The sequence below is a fragment of the Lacinutrix sp. MEBiC02404 genome (genome assembly GCF_053601575.1).
Genome location: NZ_JBSHNV010000206.1, coordinates 71,303 through 95,461, shown reverse-complemented (window position 1 = coordinate 95,461; position 24,159 = coordinate 71,303). Strand labels below are relative to the sequence as shown.

The window sequence follows — 24,159 nt, the reverse complement described above, 5'->3', positions numbered from 1 at the left end:
AAGTTCTACAAATAAAACGAGGTCTACAATCCGTATTTATACCTGAATTTTGGAGTAAAATACTGTTATTGTGACTATTAAATAGAAAACAAATTGATATATCCTATAAAAAAAGGTTCTACATGTTGCCATGAGAACCATTTTTGTTAGGTATAAAAGTGTAAAGCTATTCTGCTTTATAAGAAGAAATAGCCAATAGATACTTGTGCTACACCATTTCTGAATTTGCCAGTAGAACCATCGACATCATTGATATTAGATACTCCTAAGTTATAACGAGCGCCAAAATTTAAACCGTTTTCTAGTTTATACCCCAATCCGAAGTTCACTCCAAGATCTAATCCTTTAAAACTGCTTTTCACATCATCGCCATCATTTTTTGCAGAAAGTAAAAATCCTATTTGCGGACCAGCTTCGACACTAAAACCTTTGGTGATGTAGTATTTTCCCATTAAAGGGACATTCAAATAATTTAAATTCACTAGGTCGTCCTTGCCATTTCCAGTACTATATCCTTGCATAGAATACATGATTTCTGGTTGAAAGGAGAATTTTTCATTGATGTGCATTTCAGCCATAACTCCAAAATTAATTAGGCTTGTTACGCCGCTATCATCTCCATCATAATCGCCGTAAAGGTTCGCGTAATTAATGGCAAGTTTCGCACCGAATTCCATGTCTTGGGCATGTGCTTTTGTAAATCCGATAACGGAAATCACGGTAATAAGTAATAGTTTTTTCATGATTGAAAGTTTTTATTGTTCCTAACAAATGAAAAAAAAATAACTCCTTCTATTTTCCTTTTTATCATAGATTTAACGTTTTTAACCAACTTTAACAGCGTGTTAAAAAGTGCTGATTTCTAGTTGGTTAATTGCTTTGGCGCATTGATTTATCTACGCAAAATATATTTGTAGTTTCTTAAAATTCTTCCGATTTCATAAAATATAAATAAGAAGTATTTTGTCTTCCTTTTTACTTTCCGTTAGAAAAATATTAAAAGGATAAAGCAATACATATCACGAAAGGGAACTATCTTTGAAAAAATAAGATAGAAAAAAGAGTAAGACTATGATCGTTGTAATTGCACCAGAAAAGGATATACCTAATGAAATAGAAATTCTTAATCAATTATTTCAAGAAGGTTTAACCTGCTATCATTTTAGAAAACCGGATAAGGATTATCAAGCACATTGTGATTATTTAAATAAAATAGACCAACAATATCATAACCGAATTGTAGTACATTATCACCATAGGTTAATTAACGACTATAATTTAAAAGGAATTCATTTTCAAGAACAAGAAAGAATTGCGCATATCGATAATCCAGGTCAGTATTTTAAAGGGCTAAATATGTTTGGAAAAACAATAAGCTCTTCTTTTCATGAACCACAAGACGTAGCAGATTGCTATTTTGAATTTGATTACCATTTGTTAAGTCCGGTGTTTGCTTCCATTTCCAAAAGAGATTATGCTGGCCGTGGTTTTGATGTGCATGCGATAGATAAAACCATTATAGGAATGGGAGGCGTTACTGCAGATAATTTAGACGCATTTAAAACATTAGGCTTTAAAGGTGTTGGTGTTTTAGGTGGTATTTGGAACAGTGATACACCCATTACTGTTTTCAAAAAAATGAAAGAACATTTTCAATAATTAGGAATAAAAATAAAGCAATTTTATAAGACAAAATTATCGCTTCGTAATAATTCGTATCCTATAAAATTGCTCTTTATATATTTAAATTTTAGTAATTTCCAGAAAGTTATTCTGTGAAAAACATTTCTAGAAAAACTACAAATAGCAATGGCTATTATGCTTCACCTCTAGCAGGATAGCCTTGTTTTAAAATATAATCGATTCCGTTTAAGACATCTTTAAATTGCGGACGTCCAAATGGCATAGATTGTATAGATTCCCAATATACAGTGCCGTCTTTATGGATTAAAAATAATCCAGGTTCACTAAAATGTTCTGGTTCTTTTTCACTAATACCCTTAGATATAAATAAGCCCCATTTTCTGGCTTCCTCTATAGAAAAACCGTAACCTAAAGGTATATTTGGAATATTCCATTCTTTATAGGTTTCTTCTGCAAGATTTTTGGTGTTGGTACTAATGGCGATTACGTTTACTCCTCTTTCTGTAAAATCGTTAATTTTGGCTTGTAATTCTTCTAATTGCATTTTACAAACCGGACAATGTTTCCCTCTAAAGAAAACAATTAATGTAAAGTTCTCTGGTTTTTGTTCCTGTAAACTCCATGTCGTATCATTTACTAATGAAATCTTTAGTGCTGGTGCTTTTTCTTGTGGTTTTATCATTTTAAAATATTTTATTTTGTGAATAAATGTAATTATCCGGATTCATTTAAAGGTACTGTTAACACTATTTAACATTACTGATATATAGCTGTTTATGTGTTTTTAAAAATTCGACATTTTTTCTTTTTTCTTTGCTAATTGTTTCCCTAAATCATTTATAGATTCTGAAATGGAACTCCTAAAATTATCGTGACTAGCTTCTGCAAATAATCTAGGGCCAAAAACACTTAAGCGAATATTGCAAATCTTACCCGTTTGATCTGAGGTCGTATTTTCTGTTTTAAAAAAAACATCCGCTCTTATAATCATGGAATACTTATTAAATAAGCTTTCTAATTTTTCGATTGCAAATGCCTCTATTTCTTTATTTGCTTCTACGTCGTGATATTCAAAATGTATAGTCATAGTCTTCTTCATTTTTAATTAATTATCCTTCTATGGTAAAATTAATTATAATTAGTCACTAACATTGTCGTAAACGCTATCTATATGAACGCATATGCCAAATACTATCGGTGTCTTTTATTGTAACTCCTTCATAATTTCGGCAAACAATTCGTAAGATCGTATTCTATCTTTTATATCATAAATATTGGTAACTGCTATTAATTCGTCGGCATCCGTTTGTTCCATAAACTCTTTTACTTGTGCTTTTACAGTGGCTTTACTACCAATAAAAGAATACTTAAGCATTTGGTGTACTTGCGGATTCTGCATCACTTGTTTTAAGTCGGCTGTCATTGGTGTTGGTGGTTGCACCGCATCCCGTTTTCCAGTAAATATACCTACAATCATTCGGATTAAAGAGGTTGCTAGATTTTGAGCTTCTTCGTCGGTATCTGCAATGATAATATTCACTCCAACCATTACATATGGTTTTTGTAGTACTTCGGAAGGCTGAAACTCTTTGCGATAAATCTTCAAAGCTTCCCATAAATGCGTTGTAGCAAAGTGACTAGCGAAAGCATAAGGCAAACCTTTTTTAGCTGCTAAATGCGCACTATCTGTACTTGAGCCTAAAATGTAAACAGGAACATCTACGCCTTCAGCAACTGTAGCCCGTACTTTAGCAGTCGCATTTTCTACCGAAAAGTAGGTTTGTATTTTTTCTAATTCGTTTGGAAAAGAATGTGCCGCTTGCATAAAATCAGATCGTATGGCTTGCGCTGTTTCTCTATCTGTTCCTGGAGCTCTCCCTAATCCTAAATCAATTCGATTTGGGTATATGGATCCTAGAGTACCAAACTGTTCTGCAATGATTAACGGCGAATGATTAGGTAACATAACACCTCCAGAACCAACACGAATGGTACTTGTGCCTTGTGCAACATAGCCAATTAAAATAGAAGTCGCACTACTCGCAATATTCGCCGAATTATGATGTTCTGCTAGCCAATAGCGTTTGTAACCAAAGGTTTCAGCATGCTGTGCTAGTTCAAGGACATTAGTATAAGTTTCTTTTAGCGTATGACCTTTAGAAACTAAAGCAAGGTCTAATATAGAATAAGATGTTGTATTGGTTTTCATAAATGCTTATAATCAATTGTAGTATTAAGTTTAATATAGTCGTTTTATCTTAGACAAAATTACATCATTCCGTATGTTTTTAATCCTATTACAAGGAATACTAAAAGATCGGTTTCTATACTTTTTATACTGAAAAATAAATGCTTCCATTTCCAAAGGCTATTCTGTACTTGGATTCTTATAATAGTCGTATTTTTGCAGCGCATTCCATTTTTTGAATGCAGTACACCATAAGAAACAAAGATATGATTATACCAAAATTACATTATATAGCAGCAGGAAATTCATCAAAAGAAATTTTAGAAAACATACAAAAAGCATGTACTTCTGGAGCCGAATTAGTGCAACTTGGTATGGAAAATACTTCCGAAAAAAAGCTCTTAAAAGTTGCTAAAGAAGCGATTAAAATTACATCTGTTTTTCAAACGAGATTAGTAATAAGCGGTTATTATAAAGTGGCAAAAGAAATTAAAGCGGATGGTGTGTATTTAGAAAAAACAGACGTCTCGCCTACTGTAGTTAGAAAACATTTATACGCTTGGCAAAGTATTGGTGGTGCGGCAAATACTTTAGCAGATTGTGAAAAACTATTAGATGCATCTATCGACTATATTGTTTTAGGTCCTTTTAGAGAAACAACAACCAACGCTCATTTAGGTCCTGTTTTAGGAATAAAAGGATTTACTGCAATTACAGATATCTTAAAAACGCCTATTCCAATTATTGGTTTTGGAGGCATCACCACAGCAGATGTTGTAGATATATTAAAAACGGAAATTTCTGGAATTGCTGTTTCTGAAGCTATTACCCAAGATTTTGATGCTATAAAAACCTTTAACCAATTATTAAACGCATCTTCTACCCAAGAACAACGTCATACCTTTGAATAAATGAATGATTTAATACAATCGATAGTCGTAAAAGATTTGGATGGTATTCCAGTAGATTTAATGGAAATCTATAAAAATAAAGTGTTGCTACTTATTATCTATAATAACGATTGTTTGGGATGTACAGGTCGCGCTATACCTTTGGCTTACGACTTTCAACAGAAATATCCAACCATTCAAGTAGCAGGTATTCATGCCGATTTTGTAAATAGAGAAGGCAACAAAGCAAATATTAAAAGCATTTTTACTAGTGGTGAAAATCCGTTTCCAATTTATATCGATGGAGGTCATAAAGTGTACGACCAATTTGAATCGGAAGGCACACCACAATGGTTACTAATCACAGAAAAAGGAGAACTATTTCGTTCTATTTTTGGGTCGCAAGATAATGCGAAGAATAGATTGTATTATGCGCTGGAGAGTTTAGTGGAAAAGGGTAAGGAGCAAGAATAGTTCTAAAATATACATGCGAATTACAAGTTTTTTCAGGAAGTATATTGGTTGTCATAGGATGGCAATTAAAAAGAGAAATTAATTTTTTTTTAGGTTTCCTTCCTCCATTATTCTACATAAAGGTACAAGCACGGAATACTGCCTCTTTGTGGTTTTTCGCATTTCCTTAAAACTGAAGAAATGCACTTAATTTATTTCCAAATTACACTTAAAATGCATTTCCTTTTATTTCTAACCTGCTACATTATAGCTATTTAATATTGTTTACATTTGACTAAGTAAAACTTTTAAAAAAATAAATTAATCGCTTTGAAAAGTCTACGTCGTTTATTTATCATTTTATTACTTTGTGGTTATCCCTTGCTAATGCTTTCTCAAGAAGCGTTAACTAGTGATGCAGCGTACCAAAAATATGAGAAATTAAGTGCCACTATGGCCATCTCTTTTCCAGAAGATAATTTTAAAACCTACCGACGAACGTCCTTTTCTGTGCATCAATTGGAAACCTATCTATCGCAACAGTTTCAGCGTTTAGACTGCTTACCGTTTATTAAAGATAAACATGCATTTGTTATGGATGCATATTTACATTCTGGTAATTGGTTTCATGAAATAGGTTTATTTACGCAATCCATAGCATCGTACACTTCTTTTTTTGAATATTATGAAGCCCATAAAATGGAGTTTACTCCAGAGGAAGTTCGTAAGGATAAGAAAATGATTAGTTTTGCAAATAGTATAATGGCAGAGAATTATGCAAACTTAAACCAATTAGATAGTGCTTCTAAACAGCATATAAAGAATATTCGATTTACCAATACACTTCGTACTATTTCTAATCCTTCTGCAATTAATAACTATGGTTTGTTTTTTTATTGGAATACCAAAGAACTAGATTCTGCTTTAATCTATTTTAATAAAGCCTACGCTATTACACAAAAACAATTTCCAGAGCATTCGCTAAATGGAAGCATTAGAGATAATATTGCAGACATCTATATGGACCAACATAGATATGCGGAAGCAAAAGAGATGTATGCAGCAAACTTTGTATTGTACAAAACAAAACATATAGAAAAAATAGGATCTAGAGACATACCAAGACTTATAAGTGCTGGTGCACAGTTAGTACAAACCAATTTAGCATTAAATGATATAAAGGATGCAAAAATTATTTTTTCAGAATTGGATTCTATTGTAAATGATGCAAAAAAACAAAAGGAATTACTTCCAGATTCTAAACTGGAATATCTTCATGCAAAAGAAAACTTTTATAAGGCGACCAATAATCTGCCACTAGCGTTTACTACCCTTAAATATTCTACTGCTTTTTCCGACAGTTTAGCGACTGTAGCTTCTAAACAAGATAACCAATGGAAAGATGAATTAAATGCAGTTACTTTAGACAGAGTTGCATTAAATTTTGAAATAGAGCGCATAGAAAAAGAAAACAAGATTAAAGATCAAAGTGCAAAGTTGTGGATTATTTCACTGATTAGTGCGGTACTCATTATTTTGCTTATCGTACTTTATTTAGGAAGAAGACAACACCTTTTAAATTCTAAAAACAAACAACTTTTAGCAGAACATGAATTAGAAAATGCAGCATTGAAAGTGGAACAGCTACATTCGGAAATTAAATCGAAACAACGCGATTTATCCGATTTTGCGCTAAGCTTAACCCAAAATCAAGAATGGGCAGAAATGTTGGCGGATAAAATTAAAATGCTGAAAAAAGCTACTTCGGAAGAGCATACTACAATCTTAGAAAAACTGGAAGAAGAAATTAAAAATAAAGTGCAGTTTGATAAGGATAGTATCGTTTTCTATGAACGTTTAGATAAGCTTAATGATGCTTTTTATACGCATTTATCAGAGTTATTTCCTAATTTAACTAAAAATGAAATACGTTTGTGTTCTCTTATTCGATTAAAAATGGACAGTAGAAATATTGCAACTCTTCAAAATATTGCGATTGCATCTTTAAATACTAGCCGCTACCGTCTTCGTAAAAAAATGAAACTTGCAGATGATGTGCATCTAGACGATTTCATCCAGCAATTATAGTCATTTCCTTCTTGAATTCTTACCATAAAATAGTATTGTCTATTAGTTGTCTATTGCTTGTTCATTATGTGTCTATCTAAAAATAAGCAGGTTATCTTGATTATGTTTTACATTAGCCGAAAGGTTTATTAATGAGTTCCTCTAAACTATTGTAATAGCAAAATCAGAATAGTTCAATCATTTTAAAACACAACATCATGAAAACAATGTTTATTACCTTCCTATTCCTAGGATTCGCACAAGTAACGTATTCCCAATCTGACATTGCCTACACAGAAACCACAGACCATACTTTAGAAAGCACACATGTAAAAAAGGATTTTAATTCGGTTTCTGAAAAGATAATAGGTACCTCCTATTTATCTGCAAAAACCAAAAAGCTACAACTACAAGTTTTTAATTACAACATAAAGAATGCGGCAGTGTATGCTGCAAATGTAAATACGACTTATAGTGTACATTTTACCGAAGGCAACAACCATGTAGATGCTATTTATGCTAAAGATGGAACACTTTTGCAATCGGAAGGTATATTTAAAAATGTTCGTATTCCATATAATATTAGTGTAAAAGTTGCCAAAAAATATGCAGGTTGGATGGTTGCAAAAACCTGGTGTTATAACAATTATAGACATAATAAAGATACCGAGGTATTATATAAAATGCAGCTTAGAAAAGGAAATGAAACCAAAGCAATTGAGATAAATCCTATGGATGATATCTTATAAATAATCCCTATAAAACGATGGTTTTTCCTCCCTTAATAGTTTCCTACTATTAAGGGTTTTTTATGGAAAGGATAATTAGGATTATAAAAAAGTAAAATGGTAAAAAAAATGGTTCACTATTCTAATCCTAAAATCTCTTAAAAAACTATATTCGCGGCATGTGGATGTATTTAGGCTTATTGGCCGCTCTTTTTTTAGGTTTACACAATCTGTGTAAAAAACATGCTGTTCAAGGTAATGCTGTATTTCCGGTGCTTTTAGGTACAGTTTCTAGTGGGTTTTTATTTGTAACAGTGTTTTATTTATTATCTGTTTTTTATCCAGAATACGCACAAGAAAACGGTTATCATTTTCAAAATATTTCTTGGCAAACGCATGGCTTTATTTTTATAAAATCGGGTATAATGGCTGCTTCGTGGGTTTTAGCATATCAGGCTTTAAAACATTTACCTTTAACTATTGTTACACCAATACGTTCTGCTGCTCCATTTTTCACTTTTATTGGTGCTATTTTAATTTATAAAGAGAGTCCTAATATCTACCAATGGCTTGGTTTTTTCACCATTATATTCTCGGTAATATTATATTCTAGAATTGGTAAAAAAGAAGGCATTCATTTTAAACGGAACAAATGGATTTTCGCCATTATTGCTGCTACCTTTTTAGGGGCTTGTAGTGGTTTGTATGATAAGTTTTTAATTCAAGATTTACGTTTAAATCCGCAAACGCTACAATTTTGGTTTTTCTTATATACCATGCTTATTTTACTCGTTATCTTAAGCATTACCTGGTTTCCGTATCCTGCAAAACGTAAAACGTTTACATTTCGTTGGTCTATTATTGCTGTAGGTGTTCTATTAGTAGCAGCAGATTACTTTTATTTTAAAGCATTACAAGATCCGGAAGCTTTAATTATGCTACTATCTGCTATTAAAAGAAGTCAGTTAATCATAGCTGTAGTTATTGGTGGTATTGTGTTCAAGGAGAAAAATAAGCGCAAGAAATTAGTGCCTTTGGTTGGTATCCTCATTGGTGTATTTTTGATTCTGTATTCTAATTAAAAAAGAAAAGCCCATCCAAATAAATGGATGGGCTTTGTAAGCTATTCCACAATAAGTTTAAATTGTTTTATCAAGACTTCTCCATTTGGTTTTTTAAAGATTATTCTTCCTAGTAGTACTTGAGAATGTAAAGCACTTAAATTATAAGTGTCTAAGTTTTTATCTACATGAAAATTAGCCGATTTTTGTAAAATTTCCTTTCCTAAAACATCAAATAACTCTAATGTATAGGTGCCATCTATAGAAGCATCAAAGCTAATATGTAATTCATCTTTAACCGGATTAGGAAAAGCATGTACTGTAAAGTCTGTTTCCATAAAAGAAGCGGCGTCTAATGTGTCGTCCATTTCGCATTCTAAATCTGCAATACTTGTAGCAAAGACTTTATCAAATAAAAGTGCATGCCCAGTATCATTTACATGGGTACCATCACCAAAATCTAAACCATCTAAAATGGTTCCGTCGGTATCTGCAATGTCCTCCCAAAAATTAATAGCATTGGCAGCATACGTAGTTAACAAAGCATTCCTAACATCTATTTGGTCTTGTATTTTTGCTGCTGAAAAATTTCTTGGTTGCGTAGTAGCTATCCACATTGGTACTGTGCTATTCGTTGCTTCATTATAGATTGTACTATAATTAGCCAGTTGATCTGCTACAGGATATCCTTCAGCAGTATCATTAGAAGGCATATTGACTATTATAGCTATGGGATTATAACTAAGTGCTTTGGTAATATTCCTATTGGTATCAATAGTTACGCTAACGCCACTTGGTATGCTGGTTCCTGTAGGCAATACGTGATAGGTTGTGTATCCTCCTTTTCCAAGGTTTATCACATTAAGTTTTGTATTTTTCTGATAAATAGCTTCGGCATATAAACTAACCCAAGAATTTTCTGGTGTAGAAGCGCCAGTACCTTCAGCAGTTGAAGAGCCTATTACCACAATGTTACAAGTGGTTGTATCATTAGAAATTTCAAATACAGCATCGCTAGTATCTGTAATAAGATTAGATGTTGCACGTACTAAACAGTTTTCTGAAACAGTGTTAGGAATCGTCCAATCATAACTACTAGTGGTATATGGTACAGTACCCATAGTATTCCAATTCAAACCACTATCTGTAGAATATTCTAAATTAACAGCTGCGCTTAGCCCAGCAGAACTCCAAGAAATGGAAGTTGTTTTTCCTACTTGCCAAAATTCGCCACCATTTGGTGTATTTAAGGTTATTGTAGGATCTGGTGTATATTCTATTGCCATTGCTCCTAAATAGAAGAAACCGTAGGCGTTATTGTTATTAGGTCCTTTATTAACGGTAATAGTTAAAGTACCATCGGCTTTAGGTTTTAAGGTTGTAGCGATCGAGTTATTAATATTATTAATAGCATTTAAATATACTATTTCGGTGGTAAGCCCTTCAATAGTATACATGGTTTCTCTATTGTCCACTTCTACATATTCCATTCTAGAAGAATAAATAGTTAAAGATAAATCGGTATTCGCATCAAAATTACTATACGTTATAGCTCCCGTTGGTTCTGTCTTATCTTGATATGCTACATTATTACCAAAAAAACTATCTGCAGTAGCCGTACTCGGGAAACCTAAACTTTGTCCTGGTGTAGTTGTTCCATTTTCATTAATAAAGTTGAAGTCATCGGTTACCGCTAGGTTTATATTTGTAGTAACACCGCCATTATTTACTAAGTTGTCTAAACTTCCTGTAGATAAAGCATTGGTTAGATTATTCCAATTACCGGATGTTTGGTTTGTATTAATTCCGAAATCTACAAATAGAGCATTGTCAGAATAAATTGGGGCATCTGTAGGGTACACTAGTTTTATAATTCCTAAATAAAAATAGCCAGCACTATTGTTATTATTTATTCCTTTTGCCACCTCTATTGTTGCCGTTCCATCTGCTTTCGATTTAAATGTTATCGTTGCTTCATTGTCTGTATTGTTGGAAGGATCTAAAGAAATAGTTTGTGAGACTTCTCCATCAATAGTATATGCTGTTTCTCGGTTATCACTAACACCGGTACGAGAAGCAAATATGCTGATTGTATATGTTTTATCGATTACTAAATTACTAAGAAGCAATGTGCTACTATTTGTAGAAGCACTAGCATCCGAACCAAAAAAACTATCTCTTGTTGCTGTTCCTTCATAATTTAAACTACTATTTGGAGTAGAAGTTCCAGATAAATTAATCCCTTCAAAACCATCCGTAATAGCGATACTAATTCCAGTATCCGAAGCATTTGTATTTAGAAGGTTATTATACACATTTCCAGAACCGTCACTTGTTATGTTATTCCAAGAAGCAGTACTTTCATATCCACTTATGGCACTACCAAAATCGATATAAATGGTTTCGGTTTGTGCGGACAAAAAATGCATCGAACAGGATAAAAAAAAGAATAAAAGGGATTTGGATTTTAAAAGTAGTTTTGTAGACATAGTTGTAGGTTTTAATTTGGGTGCCGCAAAAATACAGCTTTTTAAGTAAACATAAATAGCGGATTAGATATAATTATCAATGTGCTTAATTATTTGACAGCTAGATGAAAGCAATATATTTCTTCTGTATTCTTTTATAGAATAATATGGTTACTCAAAAGGTATTTTCGTTCAGTCTTTTGTTCTACTCCCATTCTTGCACAAAATCAAGAAATAACTATTATTGGTAAAGTTTTAGAAGGTACTATTCCTGTTGCATTTGCAACTATAGCTTTATTGGATAATACTTCTAAAAAACCAATTACTTCCGAATATGAAAGCCTACAGCAGCTAAGATTGCAGATTCTTCGCAGGGCTCTGAATGATATTGATTTTTAAAAGAACAGAAAAAAAAAGCCCATCCAAATAAATGGATGGGCTTTTGTAAAACTTTAAGTATATATGCCTTAGATAACTTTTACGTTAACTGCATTTAGTCCTTTGTTTCCTTCTTGTAAATCAAATTCTACTTCGTCACCTTCGCGAATCTCATCGATTAATCCTGAAATGTGTACAAAATGATCTTTGTCTACTCCTTCTTCTGTGATAAATCCGAATCCTTTGGTGTCGTTGAAAAATTTTACTGTTCCTTTACTCATAATAATTGTAATATATTTAATTTTAATAATTACTAAATAGAATGCAAATATGGTGCCAAAAAATAATTGGTCCTTAAACTTAGCAAATACGTTTAGCCCTGATTGCAACGGCATCCTTTTTTCTTTTTCAGAAAAAAGATATAGTGAAAAGCAGGAAATGGCTTCAAAAACAAATTATTCTATACGTTCGAAACAACAAAATGATACTACCAATCAATAGGAAAGTAGTCTTTCAAGAATTTTCCAGACCAATGTTTTCCGGTATTAATTCCATCTATTAACGGATCCATAACACGTGCTGCTCCATCTACAATATCTAAAGGTGGTTGAAAATCATGTACGTCTACTTTCTTTTTAGATAATGCTGCAGGATCCTCATCGGTAACCCAACCGGTATCTACGGCATTCATATAAATACCAGATTTAGCAAAGGTAGAAGCCGAAGTATGCGTTAACATATTTAAAGCTGCTTTCGCCATATTGGTATGTGGATGTCTGTCTACTTTTTTAAATCTATGAAACTTTCCTTCCATCGCTGAAACATTGATAATGTGTTTCTTACCTGTGTTTTCCTTCATCATTACATTAGATAAACGATTACATAAAACAAAAGGAGCAACCGCATTTACTAGCTGTACTTCTACCATTTCTGTGGTTTCAATTTCACCCAATTTTAAACGCCAGCTGTTGGTTTTTCTTAAATCTACTTGTTGTAAATCTGCATCTAATTCGCCTTCCGGAAAAACTTCAGCGGTTTGTAAAGAGTTATCAAAACTGTACGGAATTTGAGACAATTCTGCAGAGTTTCGTAAACCAATTCCTGGTTCTGGTCCGTGCCAAGTTACTGGTAAGACATTATTTTTATTGGTTTTTGAAGGACCAACACTTAGGCTCGTCAATTCTTCTAAACAACTTTCATGATCTTTTAATAGCGTTTGCGCCAATTCTGGAAGTTTATTAATAGGAAGCTTTTCATTTTCCATTAAATGAAAGTAAAAACCAGAAGGTCTTCTTACCGTTTGTGCCGCATTATTAATTAAGATATCTAAGCGATTGTATTTTTGCTCTATATAATTACAGAAAATCTCTACACTTGGTATATGTCTTAAGTCGAGTCCGTGAATATGTAAACGATCGCTCCAATCTTTATAATCTTCTTCTTTAGAAAAACGGATGGCAGAATCTGCTGGGAAACGTGTGGTAGCAACTACAGTTGCACCAGAACGCAATAACATTAATGTAATATGGTAGCCTATTTTTAATCTAGATCCTGTAATTACCGCAACTTGATCTTTTAAATCTGTAGTTTGAAAGCGTTTCGCGTAGTTTAAATCGCCACATTCGGTACACATAGTATCATAAAAATGATGTAATTGTGTAAAAACGGTTTTACAAACGTAGCAATTTCTTGGAGATTCTAATTCTAAAGGTTTGTCTGGGATTGCAGCGGCTGCTAATAATTTAGGAGCGACAAATAAGGAAGCTTCTCTTGCAGAGCGTATTCCTGTTGTTTTTCTAGCATGCTTATCTTTAGCAATCATTTTACGTTTTGCCGCTTTTTTAGCGTCTTTACGTCTGCGTTGAAACTCATCCCGATTTGGTCTAGACAATTCGCCAGCGACTTTATAGAGTGCAACGCGTTGTTCTTCGGGTAGTTCGAAAAGTAAATTGGTATTTTCTAATAGCGTCTCTAATGTTGTAATACAAGATGCTACGTCTACATTCGATTTATTTTCACTCATACCAATTCCTTCTATTTTTCATCAAAGATAATGACACTTTTGGAAACCTAAACTATGGTATACTAAAAAAGCCTATCCAAATAAATGGATAGGCCTTTGTAAAACTTAAAGTATATGTCTTAGATAACTTTTACGTTAACTGCGTTTAATCCTTTGTTTCCTTCTTGTAAGTCAAATTCTACTTGGTCACCTTCTCTAATCTCATCGATTAATCCAGAAATGTGTACGAAGTGGTCTTTATCAACTCCTTCTTCAGTGATGAATCCAAAACCTTTAGTGTCGTTGAAAAATTTTACTGTTCCTTTACTCATTGTAATGTAATTTAATTTATTATTATTTTAATACTTTGCAAATATGGTACCAATAATTTTAAGAAGCAACTAATTAATTAACTAATTTTCAATTTCTTGTGATTTAATGGTAAAGAATTTTAAATTTTCATTTTTTTTAACAGGCTGTTTTATAGGGTTTTATTTCGTGAACGAAAGAATCCATATTCTTTTAGTGCCTATAACTACTTTAATAATCTATTATTTACATTGGCTTTTAGCACCCCTATTATTTATACGCATACGATTACTGCTTTTTAGTATTCTAATTCCTAAATAACTTAAAAAAACGAAATACATACTATTTAAATCTATTTAGCTTTATTGGTTGCGCTTTTTTGGTTTTTTTTAGTAGTTTTTACGTTATTTCTTGGTTCGCTATGTTTTCCTGAATATACCAACGAAATAGTATTGCATGAAAAACGTATAGTTTTTTATAAAAACGATGGTAATGGCTTCTTCATGTATTTAAGTATACGTCATTAAAACATTTACCGATTTATTATTTTTACATCAAATATGTTCTGATGGTCTGTTTACTTCTCTTTATTGGTGTCCTTTTAAAGATTCCAGCTTCAACGCTACATATTTAGTAATCGCAACCTTTATGTTTCTTCTTTTACATGTAATATGTGTAATAGTCGATGTGCAATTGGAGCAAAAATTACTGCTACTGTACTTAAAAAAGCAATACCACTAAATAGCGCATAAAAGGAAGCAAATAGTTTAGCTTCATCTGTTGGCATAGCGTCTACTGGTCCCATTCCTGTTAAAATTAAGGAGGCATTATAAAAAGCATCCACCCACGAAATATGTGCATAATGATGATACCCAATGGTGCCAATACTTAAAGAGAATGCTATGAAAACAATGGAGAATAAAAAATATTTTAGTACTCTTAAAACAAAATTTTTAAAAGGTAAAATCTGATTGTTTTCATGTTCAAAAGCATGTTTCATTAGTTGCTATTTTAGAGTTTCCATCCACCATAATGGTTGTTTATTAAATGCTTTCCAATCGGTTTGCAAAGCACTGTATAGTTGATCTATTTGGGTAAAATCTTTTATATTATTTTCTGGATCTACTTTTAGTTTTAAAATGTAATCCATAAGTTCATAGCACACGGTGAATTGTCCGCAAGCAACTAAAGTTTCCATTCGGTTTTTAGCAATGTCTGTTTTGTCCCACCATAACGTTGTAGGCGTTTCTGAAGCTGTTAAACACACACTTTCTAAGTTTTTACTTGGCGTAGGTTTTATATCCTTATTATACCCAGAACTATTACTATAAGGTGATTTTTTTCCATTTAATTTATAAACAGTTGCTGTAATACGTTTGTTTTTCAATTCACTTTTGGAGTAAAATAAATCGTAATTAATACGTCGCATTTGTTTTAAAAATACATCATTTATCATAGTCATTGCCGATGTTAATCTATCGGAAAGCATAACTTGTATTAAACTAATATCTAACTTTTTAAACGTTACAATATCCTCTAACAATGGCTCTGGGACATTTTCTTTAAATAGTGTTTTTATTCTAGATATTACCGAAGATTTAATAACGGCAGCTACTAAACCAAATACTGTTAATAGTAAACCAATACCAAAAATAGCACCTCCTAAAATATACAAACCTGTGTACGCTTGGTCACCAAAAAGGTTCATATTATTTAAAATCAAGATGAGTAAACCCACTAGAAATGTTATCCAATACAGCGATTTTATAGTAAAGTATTGTAATATTTTATTGATTACGCGTTTTACTGTAGAACTCTTCTCTATTTTGGTAGTATTTTGTTGCCAAGGTTTCATTTTATAGCTTCCTACATCGTTCACAATAATTAGGTCTAATCCTTTTTTTGTCCTTTCCATTCTTTCATTAATCAGCATCATACTACCAATACCTTGATTGTCTGCAATGCCTCCATCCATAATACCAACGCCATTTATAAAGTTATCTAGTCCTTTTAAATTTTTATAAGCAGGGCTGTTATGATTGTCAAAATAGTCATCTGGAAATATTAAGGGCTCAAATCCTACAGGAAAGCAAGAAGAAGATGCAATAACATCACCTAACATTACTTCATCACGCAAAGCATTCATTTCTTTTTGATTGCTTTTGTATAACGGATTATTCCCAAAGTATCCTTTGTTTTGAAAACGATATGTTAATCCGAAAGAAAAATCGGTAGCATTAAAACATACTTGTTCTAGTTGTTTTATTTTATCGGCTTTAAAGTGTTGAAAAGAACCTTCAAAGATTGGCATTTCTTGATACGTCAAAGCAAATGCATTAATAAGGGATCTATTTTTATACGGATTCGCTTTCCAAACACTATCGTTTTCTAATTTACTAATTGCTGTTTTTAAGAGCACATCATTTTCTGGCGTAAATGTGTCATAGAAGTTTTTAAAAAAATCTTTAAAATTATAATCGGGATCTTGAATGGCCTTGGCAAAAGCAACTCCCGTTAGTGTACCTCCACTTACGGTACTTAATGCTTTTACAGATTGTAATAATGATTTGCCTTTATAGTTTACATGATCTAAATAAGATAGTATTCCTAAGGCAAAAAAAGTAGCTCGGTAACCACCACCACTAAAGCAAAGGCCTATGTTTTGGAAGGGTATAAATTCGGGTTTTATTTTTGTTTCTTCTATCATAAAAATAGTAACGATTGATTGTTTTTAAAGATAGTTATTAATCCGTCTATAGTTATGAGTATAAGTACCTGATTTTAATTACTTGTAATGCTATATTAGCATAGTGTTTCTATGTTATTCCTATAAAATTAAAACATTTTTTGGAGTATTATAGATTGATTCTAAATTCTTTGTAGCCTTTTTATAAAACTAATTAATTATATTTGATTGTATTAAAAAAAGTTAAATATACATAAGGTGTAAATGGTTAAAAAGAAATTAGATAGCTTTAGCTTATGGAGTGAAAATGCTATTTTTAATATTTTGTTTTTCGTGTCTTTTCTTACATCCATAGTAATGAGTATCACTATGGAAAAAAAAGACTTAATATATATATGTCCAATAGTTATTCTAACCATATTCTTGAAATATATTAGTCTGACTAAAAAGAAAGCAGACCCTTTATTTATTTTGGCATTATTGGCTTTTTTGAGTATAAATATTTTAACTTTTTATTCTTTTAAGGATTACTTTATTAGTATAGCCCTTTTGACCGCTGGATATTTGCTATTATATACTTTGATACTTAAAAAGTATTTGAATAAAGGTAAATTAAAATCGATAGTGTCCTTGTCCGTTTTAATTGGTGTTATGTTAGTTGGTTATGTAATTTATTCGGTAGTTGATTTGTTGATAGGACATATTCCGGATCAAAAATTCATTTTTGTTATTTTAGTTGCTACTTGCTTATTTGTTTATTCCATTACATTTGCCGTGATATACATTAATGATAATTATGCAAATGGCACTATTTTATTGGCTTCTGGTGTGTGTACCATATTTAATTTGGCACTGGCGCCAATTAATGAGTATTTTTTCTACAATAAAACATTTACAGTCCTACTTCTTTTTTGTCATTTTCTGGCAATTTATCTTTTTATGATATTTATTTCTAAAACGAAAGTAATAGAAGCAAAAGATTTTCAAAATGATTTTTTTGAAGAATAAAAAAAAGGAAGATAATTATAAAACTATCCTCCTTTTCTACTACTAATCAATCAAAAAACACTAATCCATTTCTATAATACCAACTATTTCATAAGCTCTGGTACCATCTACTTGTACTTTTTCGTATAGAATATTAGCATATTCATAATACGTTTCTCCATTTAAAATCACTTTTTCATAATCCTGTGGTAACTCATATACTAGAGTTCCTATTTCTGGATCTACCACTTCATATTCATTATTAACTTGGGTATAGAATATACCATTTGCGTTATAATAGTTATAGTTATTAAATTGTACTCTTTTGTATTTGGGTGGTAATACTTTTATTCTAAAACCAATCTTAGGTGCAATTACAATATAGCTACCTCTAGATTGTGTGTAATATTTATTATTTGCATAATAATAGTTCTGACCTTTATAATTAATAGGAGTTTTGTTTGGTATATTTCTAACAGAAACTACTTTCTTTTTAGGTGTTTTGTAGGTTACTTGCGTACTAGCTATTCTTTTACTTGTATTCGTATTACTTTTTGCAGTGGTAGTTTTTGTTGTCTTTTCCGTTTTATTGGTGGTTGTAGTAGTACGACGTGTTTGTGCAGAAACCTGCGTGCTAACCGCAACCATAAATAAGGTTGGTAAAACCAGTGTTTTTATAAATGTTTTCATAATTCAATTTTTTAAAGGTTAAACTTTATTTATTACCTATTAAGACAATTTTTAATAGGAATAGTTTAAAGATATACACATAAAAGAACTATAAAAAAGCAAATAGACAGTTGCCTATATTCTATCTACAAACAGGATTTTTTTATCTATGTAGATTTTATTTATGGAAACAAAAAAAGGTATACTACGAAAGTATACCTTGCTTTTAAACTATTGAAATATTAAAATTATTTTAATAATCCTAATAAACCAGTTAATTCTGAAAGGTTTAAACTTGAACTACTATCTGTATCCAAAACATTAAAATTATCTGCAACAGAACCAATAGCTTCGGTAGAACTAATAGCTTCATCATTATTAGTGTCTAATAAGCTAAAAAGACTAGTGATTTGTTGTACTGTGGAGTTAGAACTTAATGACCCTAATAATGTTGCTGCTTGAGATACCGATGATGTGTTAACGTTTTTCACGCTATCACAGCTAAATAAACCTATTGCAATTGCTAATGTAAGTACTACTTTTTTCATAATTTGTATTTGATATTATTTTGAGAAAAAGTAATTATACCTTTAGATATTAAGTCAAAGAATATACGTGCGCTTTCCATTAATCTACTAAAGACAAGATTTTATAGACGAAACAGCAAATAGTAAGTTTTAAAGCGAGTTATTGTTAATAAAAGCTAAGAATTTTGGTTTGTATTGCTCTGAAACGGTAATGCGTTGATCGTTGATAAGGATTTGACTACGCTCCACAACTTCAATGTTTTTTAAGGATACAATAAACGAACGATGCACACGCATAAAATGGGTTTCTTGAAGTTCTTCTTCTAGAGACTTTAAACTCATTAAAGTTAGAATAGGTTTCGGATTATCTTTTATCCAAATTTTGATATAATCTTTCAGTCCTTCAAAATACAAGACATCTGCTAGTTTAATACGTAGTTGTTTGTATTCTGATTTTACAAAAAGAAATTCCTTTTCTTCAGAAACCATGTTTTGTTGCTTTCCTTTTACCAAGGAGAACCAACTATTAGCTTTATTGGCTGCTGCTAGAAACTCGGCATAATCAAAAGGTTTCAACAAATAGTCTAAAGCTTCTACTTTAAAGCCTTCCAAAGCATATTGATCAAAAGCCGTTGTAAAAATAACACGTGTTTCTTTCGGTAGCATTTTAGAAAATTCTAAGCCTGTTAAATCTGGCATTTGTATGTCTAAAAACAGTAAGTCTACAGGTTCTTTTTTAATAAATTCCAAAGCCTCAATAGCGCTACTGCATTTTTGTTTTAGTTCTAAAAAAGGTGTTTTCTCCACATAACTTTCTACCAAATTAAGCGCCATAGGCTCATCGTCTACAATAATACAGGTGATTTTTATAGTGCTCATACGTTTAACTAGTTTCTATTTTTAATGTTACTAAAAAACGGTCGTCTTTTAATATTGTTTTAAAGCTGAATTTATCTGGACATAGTAATTGTAATCGTTTTTCTAAATTTTGAAGTCCAATACCAGAGCCACTTTTATCGTCTGTTTTCTTCGGGAAATTATTGTTTTCCACAGAAAATAAAACGGTATTATCATCACAAGTCATGTTAATATCAATACTACTTGGTTTGGTGGCAGAAACACCGTGTTTAAAAGCATTTTCAATTAATGAAATAAATAATAAAGGTGCTATTTGAATGCCAGTTTCTTCAACAGGAAAGCTATAGCTAACGCTTGTTTTATCGGACACTCTTAACTTCATTAAATCAATATATTTTTTAAGAAAATCAATTTCTTTAGTAAGAGGAATGGATTCTACATTAGTTTCATATAACATATAGCGCATCAACTTACTCAAACTATGTATAGAAGATTTGGCTTGATCTGGCGAAATATCGACTAAAGAGTAAATATTGTTTAAAGAATTAAAAAAGAAATGCGGTTGCAACTGATAGTGCAAATGCTGTAACTCCGATTCCAATTTAAAATTCGCAGCCTCTTTACGTTCTGTTTCTGTTTTTGCCCATCGCATTGTAGACTTTAATGCCACCGAAAAGAATAAAGGCGCTAAGTAAGTTAGCAATTGTATATAAATAGCCATTTTAAATGGAGGCTTTACTCTATTTGTATTTGCCAAACGTTGCTTAGAAATTTCCTGAAAGAAGGTGTCTTCAATATATTCTTTTAAAAATAAGAAGAAGATAATCATTACTGCATTTAGAATAATAAACTGCAGTGTTTTTTTGGAAAATAACAAGCGGTCTACAAACACAAAAAAGTTGATATAAAATATGATGGACGAAAAGAATAATGGGATCCAGAAATGTGCTACAACCCTATTAATTTCTTGTTCTTCGCCGTAGGATAGCAAGTATGGCACACACAATAGTGTAAGCCATACAAGCAAATGTGATACTACGGTTATGGTTTTCTTTTTATACATAATTTATTATTCGTAACGCAAAGCGGTTATTGGGTCTAAAGCCGATGCTTTTCTTGCAGGATACCATCCAAAAAAGATACCTGTTACCGCACAAACGGCAAATGAAATTACTATAGAATATAAAGCCACGCTAGTAGGCCAATTTAAGAATTTTTCTATAAAAACCGTGGATCCTAGTCCTAATAATACACCTAATACACCACCTGTAATACTTATTAAAATGGCTTCAATTAAAAATTGCATTAAAATATCTGCTCCTTTTGCGCCTACTGCCATACGCAAACCAATTTCTTTAGTTCTTTCTTTTACAGAAACATACATGATGTTCATAATACCAATACCTCCAATTAATAAAGAAATACTTGCTACTGCAACCAAAAGTATGGTAAGCATTTCACTGGTAGAACTAAAGGTAGAAATTAGCTCTTCCATAGAACGTACAGAAAAATCATCTTCTTCACTATCCAATAATTTATGTTCTGTACGCAATATAGCACTCAACTGTTCTACGGCATTTGGTGCATCATCTTCACTAATCGCCGATGCCACAATTTGATTTAAGTGATCGATTGCCAGAATACGTTTTTGTACTGTAGTATAAGGAGCAATCACAACATCATCTTGATCTTGACCAAACGTATTCTCCCCTTTTTCTTCTAATACTCCAATCACTTTAAACGGAATATTGTTAAAACGAATCATTTGTCCTACAGGCTCTTGTCCATCAGGAAATACATTATCTACCACCGTTTGTCCTATCACCGCTACTTTAGAAGCTGATTTAACTTCAGCATCTGTAAACATACTTCCACTCTGCAAACCAACCACCTTGATATCTAAATATTCAGGATTCACACCATAAATAGAAGAAGGCCAGTTGTTAGAGCCGTTAATAATTTGCCCATTACCATTAACTACAGGTGTGATGTAACTAATTAAATCGGATTGCGCTTTAATCGTCTCATAATTAGCGAGTGTTAATGTTTGTACATCTCCTCCACTACCTCTTGCTGGACCTCTACTGTCTGCACCTGGTTGTATGGTTATCATATTAGAACCCATACTCGAAATATTTTCGCGAATACTTTCTTTTGAACCTTCACCTATTGCTAACATTGCGATTACAGATGCTACACCAATGATGATGCCTAACATGGTTAACAATGTTCTTGTTTTATTAAGAATGATTGCTTTGAATGCGATTTTGAATAAATTTAATAGTCTCATAATTAATCGTCTAGTTTAGGTAATTTGGCTAATTCTTCTGTTGCAGAAAGTACTTTATGATTCTTATAATCCTGCAAAATGTTTCCATCTTTTAACACAATAGTTCTGTTACTAAACATAGCAATATCTGGCTCGTGTGTTACAAAAGCGATAGTAATACCTTGTTCGTTTAGGTCTTGAAAAATGGACATAATTTCGTAGGCAGTTCGTGTGTCCAGATTTCCAGTGGCTTCATCTGCTAATATCATTACTGGATTATTAACCAGTGATCTGGCAATAGCCACACGTTGTTGTTGTCCTCCCGAAAGTTGCGATGGTGTATGATGTAAACGTTCTCCTAAACCTACTTTTTTTAAGGCTTCAATAGCTCGTTTTCTTCGTTCTTCGGTAGAAACTTTACTGTTATATAGTAATGGTAATTCTACGTTTTCAATAGCCGATGTTCTTGCTAATAGATTATACGATTGAAAAATGAACCCAATTTTCTCGTTTCTTATGGTTGCTAATTCATTTCGAGATAAATCTTTTACCGATACACCATCAATTTCATAGCTTCCAGAGGTGGGTTGATCTAAACAGCCTAAAATATTTAACAAGGTGCTTTTCCCCGAACCACTAGAGCCCATGATGGTAACAAATTCGCCTTCGTTAATTGTAAATGAGATACCTCGTAAAGCGCGTACCGTTTCGGCTCCCATGGTAAATTCACGTTTTAAATCTTCTATTTTAATGATTGCTTTTTTCATAGTATTATCTTTTTCCGCCACCACCTCTTTGAGGCATAAATGGACTTTTACTTTGTTCCTCTGTAGCCGCTTCTGATTTAGAAACTCCTTTTAAGCTATACACTAGTTTATCACCTTCGGAAATGCCACTTAAAATTTGCACATTAACACCATCACTAGCACCAAGTGTTACCATCTTCGGTGTAATTGATCCATCAGTACCTAACACCCAAAGTGCAGTGGCTTCTCTAGATCTTTCGCTATTTTTTGTTTCTAAGCCATGTTGTTGATTATATGTTGCTAATACTTCTTTTTCAGGTTTAAAGTTGATGGCTTTGGCTTCTGCCGTTAATACATTACTTAATTCTAAAGTGTAAATAGAGATGGTTGCTGTTAATCCTGGTTTTAGTTTTAAGTCTGGATTATGTGCCTTAATCACAACGGTATATGTTACAACATTTGAAGTAACCGTTGGATCTAAACGCACTTGTGTTACTTCACCTTCAAAGGTTTCTCCTAGGTAGGCATCTACTGTAAATTCTACACGTTGTCCTTCTATAACTTGTCCAATATCTGCTTCATCCACATCTGCTTCTACTTGCATTTCTTTTAAATCTTGCGCAATTGTAAATAGCGTTGGTGTACTTAAACTTGCTGCTACCGTTTGTCCTTCATCGATCGCTCTAGACAATACCACACCATCAATTGGCGAATAAATATTGGCATAACCTAAATTGGTTCTGGCCTGTTGTAAATCGGAATAACGCTGTGTCACCGTTCCTTTTGCAGTTTCGTAATTGAAGGCTGCATCATCAAAATCAGATTTACTAATCACTTGATTGTCGAACAATGTTTTTTGTCTGTCGTAAATCGTTTTTGTATAATTTCGCTGACTAACCGCATTATCATAAACAGCTTGTGCTTGTGTTTTAGCTGCGTTTAGATTGGTTTTATCTAATTCTGCTATCAGCTGGCCTTCGGTAACAACGCTATTATAGTCCACATATATTTTCTCCACCACTCCAGATACTTGTGTCCCTACTTCTACTTGCGTAATAGGCTCCATCGTTCCGGTTGCTGTAACCATGGTAGTGACGTCTGCTTTTTTAGCTACTATAGTTTTTGCTTCTACTATTATGGCATCGTCACCTTTTATAAAACTATAGGCTATGACTGCCAATAGTACTATTATCGCGCTTGTTATGATGATTTTCTTTTTAGTTTTCATA

General features: G+C 32.4%; 24 protein-coding genes. 7 read left to right on the top strand and 17 right to left on the bottom strand.

Features of this window, described 5'->3' with window-relative positions:
• Window positions 1-176: 176 nt before the first annotated feature.
• The gene (locus ACVCXO_RS12710) at window positions 177-743 is read right to left on the bottom strand and encodes a porin family protein (RefSeq protein WP_452229965.1); all 567 of its coding nucleotides are present in this window, start codon (window positions 741-743) and stop codon (window positions 177-179) included.
• 328 nt (window positions 744-1,071) lie between these two features.
• On the opposite strand from ACVCXO_RS12710, the gene ACVCXO_RS12705 reads away from it, so the two are divergent.
• Entirely contained in the window at window positions 1,072-1,659 is a 588-nt protein-coding gene (locus tag ACVCXO_RS12705) for a thiamine phosphate synthase (RefSeq protein ID WP_452229964.1), read from the top strand.
• Window positions 1,660-1,816: 157 nt separating this feature from the next.
• On the opposite strand, the gene ACVCXO_RS12700 is transcribed toward ACVCXO_RS12705, so the two are convergent.
• The 3 genes from ACVCXO_RS12700 to ACVCXO_RS12690 all read right to left on the bottom strand — a co-directional run bounded on the left by ACVCXO_RS12700 (window position 1,817) and on the right by ACVCXO_RS12690 (window position 3,853).
• Window positions 1,817-2,326 carry a redoxin domain-containing protein gene (locus tag ACVCXO_RS12700; RefSeq protein ID WP_452229963.1) on the bottom strand — a complete coding sequence of 170 codons (510 nt, stop codon included), beginning with the start codon at window positions 2,324-2,326 and terminating at the stop codon, window positions 1,817-1,819.
• A 102-nt stretch (window positions 2,327-2,428) separates the two neighbouring features.
• Window positions 2,429-2,731: an HPF/RaiA family ribosome-associated protein gene (locus ACVCXO_RS12695; protein WP_452229962.1), complete on the bottom strand. Its 303-nt coding sequence runs from the start codon at window positions 2,729-2,731 to the stop codon at window positions 2,429-2,431.
• A gap of 117 nt (window positions 2,732-2,848) precedes the next feature.
• Window positions 2,849-3,853, bottom strand: a complete 1,005-nt coding sequence (locus tag ACVCXO_RS12690) for an LLM class flavin-dependent oxidoreductase (RefSeq protein WP_452229961.1) — start codon at window positions 3,851-3,853, stop codon at window positions 2,849-2,851.
• Window positions 3,854-4,098: 245 nt separating this feature from the next.
• Here ACVCXO_RS12690 and ACVCXO_RS12685 point away from each other — a divergent pair, with 245 nt between their 5' ends.
• The 5 genes from ACVCXO_RS12685 (at window position 4,099) to ACVCXO_RS12665 (ending at window position 9,052) form a co-directional block, all read left to right on the top strand.
• Window positions 4,099-4,743, top strand: a complete 645-nt coding sequence (locus ACVCXO_RS12685) for a thiamine phosphate synthase (protein WP_452229960.1) — start codon at window positions 4,099-4,101, stop codon at window positions 4,741-4,743.
• Window positions 4,744-5,196, top strand: coding sequence for a TlpA family protein disulfide reductase (locus ACVCXO_RS12680; RefSeq protein ID WP_452229959.1), 453 nt, complete (start codon window positions 4,744-4,746; stop codon window positions 5,194-5,196).
• A 309-nt stretch (window positions 5,197-5,505) separates the two neighbouring features.
• Window positions 5,506-7,263, top strand: coding sequence for a hypothetical protein (locus ACVCXO_RS12675; protein WP_452229958.1), 1,758 nt, complete (start codon window positions 5,506-5,508; stop codon window positions 7,261-7,263).
• Window positions 7,264-7,460: 197 nt separating this feature from the next.
• Complete coding sequence (locus tag ACVCXO_RS12670; RefSeq protein WP_452229957.1) at window positions 7,461-7,991, top strand: hypothetical protein; 531 nt, start codon at window positions 7,461-7,463, stop codon at window positions 7,989-7,991.
• A 158-nt stretch (window positions 7,992-8,149) separates the two neighbouring features.
• Entirely contained in the window at window positions 8,150-9,052 is a 903-nt protein-coding gene (locus ACVCXO_RS12665; protein ID WP_452229956.1) for an EamA family transporter, read from the top strand.
• A gap of 41 nt (window positions 9,053-9,093) precedes the next feature.
• Here the strand turns inward: ACVCXO_RS12665 and ACVCXO_RS12660 are convergent, their stop codons facing one another.
• The 6 genes from ACVCXO_RS12660 to ACVCXO_RS12635 all read right to left on the bottom strand — a co-directional run bounded on the left by ACVCXO_RS12660 (window position 9,094) and on the right by ACVCXO_RS12635 (window position 16,895).
• Window positions 9,094-11,520 (bottom strand): GDSL-type esterase/lipase family protein, encoded by a 2,427-nt coding sequence (locus tag ACVCXO_RS12660; RefSeq protein WP_452229955.1) that lies wholly within the window; start codon window positions 11,518-11,520, stop codon window positions 9,094-9,096.
• A 446-nt stretch (window positions 11,521-11,966) separates the two neighbouring features.
• The gene (locus tag ACVCXO_RS12655; RefSeq protein ID WP_028282170.1) at window positions 11,967-12,158 is read right to left on the bottom strand and encodes a cold-shock protein; all 192 of its coding nucleotides are present in this window, start codon (window positions 12,156-12,158) and stop codon (window positions 11,967-11,969) included.
• 206 nt (window positions 12,159-12,364) lie between these two features.
• A complete protein-coding gene (locus ACVCXO_RS12650; RefSeq protein WP_452229954.1) occupies window positions 12,365-13,900 on the bottom strand; it encodes an SDR family NAD(P)-dependent oxidoreductase in 1,536 nt (511 codons plus the stop codon).
• A gap of 119 nt (window positions 13,901-14,019) precedes the next feature.
• Window positions 14,020-14,211 (bottom strand): cold-shock protein, encoded by a 192-nt coding sequence (locus ACVCXO_RS12645; RefSeq protein WP_452229953.1) that lies wholly within the window; start codon window positions 14,209-14,211, stop codon window positions 14,020-14,022.
• 623 nt (window positions 14,212-14,834) lie between these two features.
• Window positions 14,835-15,188 (bottom strand): hypothetical protein, encoded by a 354-nt coding sequence (locus tag ACVCXO_RS12640; protein ID WP_452229952.1) that lies wholly within the window; start codon window positions 15,186-15,188, stop codon window positions 14,835-14,837.
• A gap of 6 nt (window positions 15,189-15,194) precedes the next feature.
• A complete protein-coding gene (locus ACVCXO_RS12635) occupies window positions 15,195-16,895 on the bottom strand; it encodes a patatin-like phospholipase family protein (protein WP_452229951.1) in 1,701 nt (566 codons plus the stop codon).
• Window positions 16,896-17,243: 348 nt separating this feature from the next.
• Here ACVCXO_RS12635 and ACVCXO_RS12630 point away from each other — a divergent pair, with 348 nt between their 5' ends.
• A complete protein-coding gene (locus ACVCXO_RS12630) occupies window positions 17,244-17,882 on the top strand; it encodes a hypothetical protein (RefSeq protein WP_452229950.1) in 639 nt (212 codons plus the stop codon).
• 60 nt (window positions 17,883-17,942) lie between these two features.
• Here the strand turns inward: ACVCXO_RS12630 and ACVCXO_RS12625 are convergent, their stop codons facing one another.
• The 7 genes from ACVCXO_RS12625 to ACVCXO_RS12595 all read right to left on the bottom strand — a co-directional run bounded on the left by ACVCXO_RS12625 (window position 17,943) and on the right by ACVCXO_RS12595 (window position 24,158).
• Window positions 17,943-18,551: a DUF6515 family protein gene (locus ACVCXO_RS12625; protein WP_452229949.1), complete on the bottom strand. Its 609-nt coding sequence runs from the start codon at window positions 18,549-18,551 to the stop codon at window positions 17,943-17,945.
• A gap of 227 nt (window positions 18,552-18,778) precedes the next feature.
• Window positions 18,779-19,078, bottom strand: a complete 300-nt coding sequence (locus ACVCXO_RS12620) for a hypothetical protein (protein WP_203458870.1) — start codon at window positions 19,076-19,078, stop codon at window positions 18,779-18,781.
• 129 nt (window positions 19,079-19,207) lie between these two features.
• Window positions 19,208-19,936 carry a LytR/AlgR family response regulator transcription factor gene (locus ACVCXO_RS12615; protein WP_452229948.1) on the bottom strand — a complete coding sequence of 243 codons (729 nt, stop codon included), beginning with the start codon at window positions 19,934-19,936 and terminating at the stop codon, window positions 19,208-19,210.
• Between the two features lie 4 nt (window positions 19,937-19,940).
• Window positions 19,941-20,978 (bottom strand): sensor histidine kinase, encoded by a 1,038-nt coding sequence (locus ACVCXO_RS12610; RefSeq protein WP_452229947.1) that lies wholly within the window; start codon window positions 20,976-20,978, stop codon window positions 19,941-19,943.
• Between the two features lie 6 nt (window positions 20,979-20,984).
• The gene (locus ACVCXO_RS12605) at window positions 20,985-22,205 is read right to left on the bottom strand and encodes an ABC transporter permease (RefSeq protein ID WP_452229946.1); all 1,221 of its coding nucleotides are present in this window, start codon (window positions 22,203-22,205) and stop codon (window positions 20,985-20,987) included.
• A 2-nt stretch (window positions 22,206-22,207) separates the two neighbouring features.
• The gene (locus tag ACVCXO_RS12600; protein WP_452229945.1) at window positions 22,208-22,951 is read right to left on the bottom strand and encodes an ABC transporter ATP-binding protein; all 744 of its coding nucleotides are present in this window, start codon (window positions 22,949-22,951) and stop codon (window positions 22,208-22,210) included.
• A 4-nt stretch (window positions 22,952-22,955) separates the two neighbouring features.
• A complete protein-coding gene (locus ACVCXO_RS12595; RefSeq protein WP_452229944.1) occupies window positions 22,956-24,158 on the bottom strand; it encodes an efflux RND transporter periplasmic adaptor subunit in 1,203 nt (400 codons plus the stop codon).
• Window position 24,159 lies beyond the last annotated feature (1 nt).